This is a genomic window from Burkholderia alba (assembly GCF_034721475.1).
Lineage (GTDB): Bacteria > Pseudomonadota > Gammaproteobacteria > Burkholderiales > Burkholderiaceae > Burkholderia > Burkholderia alba.
Genome location: NZ_JAWJWL010000007.1, coordinates 151,497 through 157,602, shown reverse-complemented (window position 1 = coordinate 157,602; position 6,106 = coordinate 151,497). Strand labels below are relative to the sequence as shown.

The window sequence follows — 6,106 nt, the reverse complement described above, 5'->3', positions numbered from 1 at the left end:
GGGGGGGGGGGGGGGCGCCCCCCCCCCCCCCCCCCGCGACTCCGTCCGCCTTATTTGAAGAAGGTCATCTGCACGACCTTCACGATCACGAGCCCCACGGCCAGCAGCAGATAGCCGCGCAGCACGCCCATCCAGATCCGCGTCGACAGCGTCACGCACGGCGCGGGCAATTCGTCGAGCGGCGGCATGCGCCAGGTGTCGCGCAGCTGGCGATCGGCACCCGTTTCGGCGTGGTCGTCGCGGCGCTTGCGCAGCATCATGGTCGCGATGTAGCCCACGACTGCGAGCAGCGTACCACCGGCCAGCACTTCGAGGATCGTTTCGCCGCTGATATCCGGATACATCACCGAGGCGGTCAGGATGATCGACAGCATCACCAGCACCCAGATCACCGCGCCCGTGAAGAGGTTCAGTTTCTTCGAGTTGACCCACGGGCCCAGCACGGCCTTGTCGTTGCACAACAACAGCAGGAACACGGTCGCGCTCGGCAGCAGCACGCCGGCCAGCGTCTGCACCGCTTCCGTCAGCAGGCCCAGCGGGCTGCCCGGAATCAGCACGAGCGCGGCGGCCGCGGCGATGATGCCGAAGTACACCAGATAGAAGCCCTTCGCGTCCGACACGTTGCGATGCAGCGAGTGGCGGATCTTGAAGACGTCGCCGATCGCATAGGCGGTCGCGAGCGACACGGCCGCCGCGCCGATGATGCATGCATCGAGCAGCGCCACCGCGAACAGCGTCGCGCTGGTGCGGCCCGCGTATTTCTCGAGGCCGGCGATCACGCCGCCCGCGTCGGTGAAGTTGCCGAATTCCGGGCGACCCGCGTAGAGCGCCGCGCAGAACGAGATCATCGCCACCGCGCCGATCATCACGAACACGATGCCGATCCACAGATCCGCCTTCTCGTACTTCATGAAGCGCGGCGTGATCCGCTTGTCGACCACGTAGCTTTGCTGGAAGAACAGCTGCCACGGCGCCACCGTCGTGCCGACGATGCCGATCACGAGCAGCATCACGTCGCTCAGCTTCGCGTGCGCGGGCCAGTTCGGCACGAAGAAATCGCGCGTCATCTGCGACACGGGCGGATGGATCGACACCAGCACCGGCACGAGCAACAGGCTCAGCAGGCAGAGCAGCACCGCGAAACGCTCGAACCGCCTGAAATTACCGGTACTGACCGCGGCCATCGTCAACGCCGCGGCGATGCACACCCCCGCGATCTTCGAAATGCCGAAATAATCGAGCACAAAGGTGATGCCGATGAACTCGGTCACGATCGTCAGCGCGTTCAGGATGAACAGGTCGATCACGCTGAATGCGCCCCAGAACTTGCCGAAGCGCTCGAAAATCAGCCGAGCGTGGCCGACGCCCGTCACCGCGCCGAGCCGCAGCACCATTTCCTGGTTCACGAACAGCACGGGCACGAGCAGCAGCAGCGTCCACAGCAGCGTCGTGCCGTAGTTCTGGCCGGCCTGCGTGTAGGTGCCGAACGCGCCGGCGTCGTTGTCGCCGACCATCACGATGAGGCCCGGGCCGATGATCGCGAGCAGCGTCCGGAAGCGCGCCCACCAGTTGGTGCGCGGCGCGGTGTCGTGATGCGCGATCGTGCCGAGCGCGCCCTTGATGTCGCCGATATGGGCTTCGTCGAGCACGGCGCTGCGCTCGAGGGCGATCGGCGGCGAGACGTTGGTTGGTGTTGACATGAGGTTCCCCTGAGGGCGATGGGTTGAGTCGACAGCGCTCGCCCTCGGCATACGTAAAGCGTGAGCCGTCCGCGGACGACGTGGCCTGGCGTATGCCGGAGTTGCGCGCCGGGGTTTAGGAAATCAGGGCTTTCAGGTGCTGCCAGAACGCGACGAGCGCCGGCGTCTTGCCGGTGTCGAGCGACAGCATGGCGTCGTAATGGACGCGCGATTCCTGAACGTGCGGAAGTTGCGACAGCAGAAGGCCGAAATTCATGATGTTTCTCCGAGCGATGACTCGCGCAAAGGCGGGAAGTCGGCAGGCTCGAAGCTCATGTGCGCGGTGCGCTTATCGGCGGAGGTCTGCTCGCTTCCCCGGATTGGGAAAGAAGGGGCGGCATAAGGGATAACTGTCACTGTCCGGCATGTCGGCTCCTGGTTGACGTTGAACGGAAGCGCGCGGCCGCCGCGCGGCGGCGCGCACGGCCACGCACCCGCACGCACCGGCTCGAACCGGCGCGTGCGAACGCCGCCGCGCACCTCTCGGGTTCGCGGCGAAACGCCGGACGAGCGCGCGAAAACACGGCGCTATCCGGCGCGAATCAAGTGTGCACGGGGAGTAGAAAAACTACGGCGCGCACCGTCTGCCCGGGAGGCAGGACGGCGGCTGAGAAGGACAGCGCGGGACGTCTTGCCGGTCAGGCAGGAATACTGTTCGAAGATCGACTACTGCAGGCGTCCAAGGCATCGGCCCCGTTTGTGAAGATGGCGGATTCTAGATACCCGCCAAATCGAAAGTCAACACGATTTTCTTCGCATTACAAAGATAATTCCCGTGCCCCCCACGCGGCCTTTCCCGGCAAGCATCGGCCCTGTTCAAACCTTTCGGCCTTCACGTAAATGAAATAAATTTGAAAGAATAAAACCCCTGCTCGCGGCAGGGTTCCCGCCCGCATTTCCCTGTCGATCCCGCGCGGCCGAGGGGCGTGCCGCGGTGCAAAATTTTTATGCGGTTTTTACTTGCATATCCCGATTCGGGCCGAATACAATCCGCCGCAACTCAACAAAGGAGTCCCTCGTGGACACGTACCCTAGTAGTGGAAGTCCGATGCCGGCCTGCGCCGGCAATGCAATCGCGAGCTAGCCGCCGGGGTCGTCCCTTTGCCGCTAACTCGCCCTGGTCGGGTTAGCGCGCTTCACCATCGGCCGGCATTCGCCGGCCCATCTGCAGCACGCTTCCTTGGTTTCGATCGTTTGTCGCACGCGTCCTTCGCGAGGAACGCCTGCGGCTTCGCACGTCGTCCGGCTAGGCCGGACCGGACGGGAGCGCAGTCATGCTATTTCAATCATTCGCGGCCAGACTCAGGAACGGCACCCATCTCGCCTGCCATCGCATCGCCGGATCGTCGGCGGCGTCGCTCGCGCACGCGGCGGGCGCCTGGCGCGGCGGCGCGCTGCCCGATGCGAGCGTGCTCGGCCGCCCGGCGGGCTGCGCGATTCTGGCCGCCATGGCGGGCGCCGTCGCGCTGGTCGCGCTGCTGTCCGTTTCGTCTTCCCGCATCGGCCTGAACCAGGTGCTGCGGGTGAGCGGGTGGTTCTCCTGAACGACCGGCCGGCTCGCTGATCCACCGCGCCGGCGGGCCGTATCCAGCGGTGAGCATTTCAGATCATTAGCTTTACTAATCAATCAGCAGACTCGCCATGAATAACAAACTGAACCACATGCTCGTGAAATCCGGCGTCGCGGCCGGCCTGCCGCTCGTCTTGTCGCTGGGCGTGATCCCGCCGGCCTTCGCCCAGGCCGCCGGCGAACCCGCCCCCGCCGCCGTGCAGGAAAGCGCGCCGTCCGCGCCCGCGCCCGCTCCCGCCTCCGCCGCCACGCAGCCGTCGGACCCGGCGCCCGCGCCGACCGGTTTCTGGGACCGCTCGAACCTGTTCGGCGACATGGGCGGCCTGCGCAGCCGGCTCGGCGACCACGGCATCACGCTCAACCTGCAGGAAACCAGCGAGTACCTGAACAACCTGTCGGGCGGCACCCGGCGCGGGGGCGCCTACGACGGGCTCACGCAGTTCGGTTTCAGCGTCGACACCGACAAGGCGATCGGCCTGCCGGGGGGCACCTTCAACGTGTCCGGCCTGCAGATCCACGGCACCAATCTCACGCAGCGCAACCTGCAGACGCTGCAGACCGCGACCGGCATCGAGGCCAACGCGACGACTCGACTGTGGGAGCTGTGGTACCAGCAATCGCTGGCGGGCGGCAAGGTCGACGTGAAAGTGGGCCAGCAAAGTCTCGATCAGGAGTTCATGGTGAGCCAGTACGCGGGCTCGTTCATCAACGCGACATTCGGCTGGCCGGTGCTGCCGTCCGTCGACATGCCCGCCGGCGGCCCGGCGTACCCGCTGTCGTCGCTCGGCGTGCGGCTGCGGGTGAAGCCGTCCGACGCGTGGACCGTCATGGCGGGCGTATTCAACGGCAACCCGTCCGGCAACGGCACCGGCGATCCGCAGGTGCTCAACGCTCACGGCACGAATTTCAATCTGCATGACGGCGCGCTGTTCATCGGCGAAGTGCAGTACGCGCTCAATCCGGCGCCCGCGAACCCGAAGGATCCGCAGCCGGCCGGCCTGCCCGGCACCTACAAGCTGGGCTTCTGGTACAACACGCAGCGCTTCAACGACCCGCGCTTCGACGTCAACGGGCTGTCGCTCGCGAATCCCGCCAGCAACGGCGTGCCGGCCACGCATCGCGGCGACTACGGCTTCTACGCGGTGGCCGACCAGATGGTGTGGCGCCCGAGCGCGGACAGCCCGCAGTCGGTAGGCGTGTTCGCCCGCGTCATGGGCGCGCCGGGCGACCGCAACCTCGTCGACCTCGGCATCAACGCGGGGGTGACGCTGAAGGCGCCGTTCAAGGGGCGCGACAACGACGTGGTCGGACTCGCTGTGGGTTACGCGAAGCTAGGCTCTCACGCGCGCGGCTTCGACGGCGACACCGGCGCGCTGGTCACGCCGGGCTACCCGGTACGCACGGCCGAAACCGTCGTCGAGGCGACCTACCAGTATCAGGTCACGCCGTGGTGGCAGCTGCAAGCCGACTTCCAGTACTTCTTCCGGCCGTCCGGCGGCATTCCCAATCCGGATTCGCCGGGCGCGCGGATCGGCAACGAAGCGGTCGTCGGGATGCGGACCACCGTCACGTTCTGAGCGCGGCGCCATCCGGGGCCGGAGCGTCGCGCAACAAACACCGCCGTCGTTTACCATGTTCGTCCGACAATAAACGTGGAGAACCAGCGTGGACGGCATCGAATCCAAGGAACGGGTGGGCGCGCACTATCACTTGCCGGCGATGGAGCACGCACAGGCGATGACATGGCGAGCGGTCGAACAGCTCGCCGTGCGAATCGAACCCGGCATGACCGAGGGCGACGCGCGCGAGGCCGGCCGCGCACTGCTCGCCGAGCTGGACATGCAGCGCATCTGGCATCCGCTCATCGTCCGGTTCGGCGCGAATACGCTCAAGCCCTTCAAGGCGCAGTCCGACGGCGATCCGGTGCTCGGCAGCGACGACATCTTCTTCATCGACATGGGCATCGTGTGGAACGGCCACGAGGGCGATGCGGGCGCGACCTTCACGACCGGCGGCGACCCCGAGATGGCGGCTTGCGCGGCCGCGGCGAAAACCCTCTACGACGACGTGAGCGCCCGCTGGCGCCAGCGCGATCTCACCGGCCAGCAGCTTTACGAATACGCGGCCGCGCAGGCGACGCAAATGGGCTGGGATCTGAATCTCGGCATCAAGGGCCACCGCGTCAGCGATTTTCCGCATGCGATCTACAGGGCCGGCAATCTGGGCGACCTCGGCGGGCTGCCGGGCGCGGGCCTGTGGATTCTCGAAATCCAGATCGCGCATCCGCACCGCCCGTTCGGCGCCTTTTACGAAGACCTGCTGGTTTGAACGAACCGGCTCGGCGTTTCACTGAATGGAGCATCGCGTGACTCAGGACACGACTTCCCCCGTCCGGTTGTTCTCATATGGCACGCTGCAGGACACGGCCGTGCAACTGGCGAACTTCGGCCGCGCGCTGAACGGTACGCCCGACGCGATGCTGGGCTATACGCAGAGTTGGGTGGCCATCACCGACCCGGCCGTGCTGGCCGCGAGCGGCAAGACGCATCACCCGATCGTCCGGCCCGGCCCGGATCCCGCCGAGGAAATCCCGGGCATGGTGTTCGAACTGACGGCCGACGAGCTGGCCGCCGCCGACCGCTACGAAGTCTCCGACTACCGGCGCGTCAGCGTGCAGTTGAAGTCGGGCCGCACCGCCTGGGTGTACGTCAGCGCGTAAGGCGCCTGTCATCCGGCTCGGCGGGCGACGTCCCGCCGGAGCGCGGCCGGCCGCGGCGCCTCGCGTTCCCCCTCTCCC

The 6,106-nt window shown here is 66.6% G+C and carries 6 protein-coding genes; 4 read left to right on the top strand and 2 right to left on the bottom strand.

Features of this window, described 5'->3' with window-relative positions:
• Positions 1-50 precede the first annotated feature (50 nt).
• Together RZR99_RS10170 and RZR99_RS10165 are read right to left on the bottom strand one after the other, a co-directional pair.
• Positions 51-1,700: an NRAMP family divalent metal transporter gene (locus tag RZR99_RS10170; RefSeq protein ID WP_323119625.1), complete on the bottom strand. Its 1,650-nt coding sequence runs from the start codon at positions 1,698-1,700 to the stop codon at positions 51-53.
• A 115-nt stretch (positions 1,701-1,815) separates the two neighbouring features.
• Positions 1,816-1,956, bottom strand: a complete 141-nt coding sequence (locus RZR99_RS10165; RefSeq protein ID WP_323119624.1) for a hypothetical protein — start codon at positions 1,954-1,956, stop codon at positions 1,816-1,818.
• 1,057 nt (positions 1,957-3,013) lie between these two features.
• Here RZR99_RS10165 and RZR99_RS10160 point away from each other — a divergent pair.
• From RZR99_RS10160 to RZR99_RS10145, 4 genes are all read left to right on the top strand, one after another.
• Positions 3,014-3,283, top strand: coding sequence for a hypothetical protein (locus tag RZR99_RS10160; protein ID WP_323119623.1), 270 nt, complete (start codon positions 3,014-3,016; stop codon positions 3,281-3,283).
• 97 nt (positions 3,284-3,380) lie between these two features.
• A complete protein-coding gene (locus RZR99_RS10155; protein WP_323119622.1) occupies positions 3,381-4,886 on the top strand; it encodes a carbohydrate porin in 1,506 nt (501 codons plus the stop codon).
• Between the two features lie 88 nt (positions 4,887-4,974).
• Positions 4,975-5,637: a M24 family metallopeptidase gene (locus RZR99_RS10150; protein ID WP_323119621.1), complete on the top strand. Its 663-nt coding sequence runs from the start codon at positions 4,975-4,977 to the stop codon at positions 5,635-5,637.
• A 37-nt stretch (positions 5,638-5,674) separates the two neighbouring features.
• Positions 5,675-6,028, top strand: coding sequence for a gamma-glutamylcyclotransferase family protein (locus tag RZR99_RS10145; protein ID WP_323119620.1), 354 nt, complete (start codon positions 5,675-5,677; stop codon positions 6,026-6,028).
• Positions 6,029-6,106: the final 78 nt, after the last annotated feature.

Coding starts and splice junctions, on each gene's coding strand:
- RZR99_RS10160 (WP_323119623.1), top strand. CDS start 3,014: ATGCTATTTCAATCATTCGCGGCCAGACTCAGGAACGGCACCCATCTC.
- RZR99_RS10170 (WP_323119625.1), bottom strand. CDS start 1,700: ATGTCAACACCAACCAACGTCTCGCCGCCGATCGCCCTCGAGCGCAGC.
- RZR99_RS10165 (WP_323119624.1), bottom strand. CDS start 1,956: ATGAATTTCGGCCTTCTGCTGTCGCAACTTCCGCACGTTCAGGAATCG.
- RZR99_RS10155 (WP_323119622.1), top strand. CDS start 3,381: ATGAATAACAAACTGAACCACATGCTCGTGAAATCCGGCGTCGCGGCC.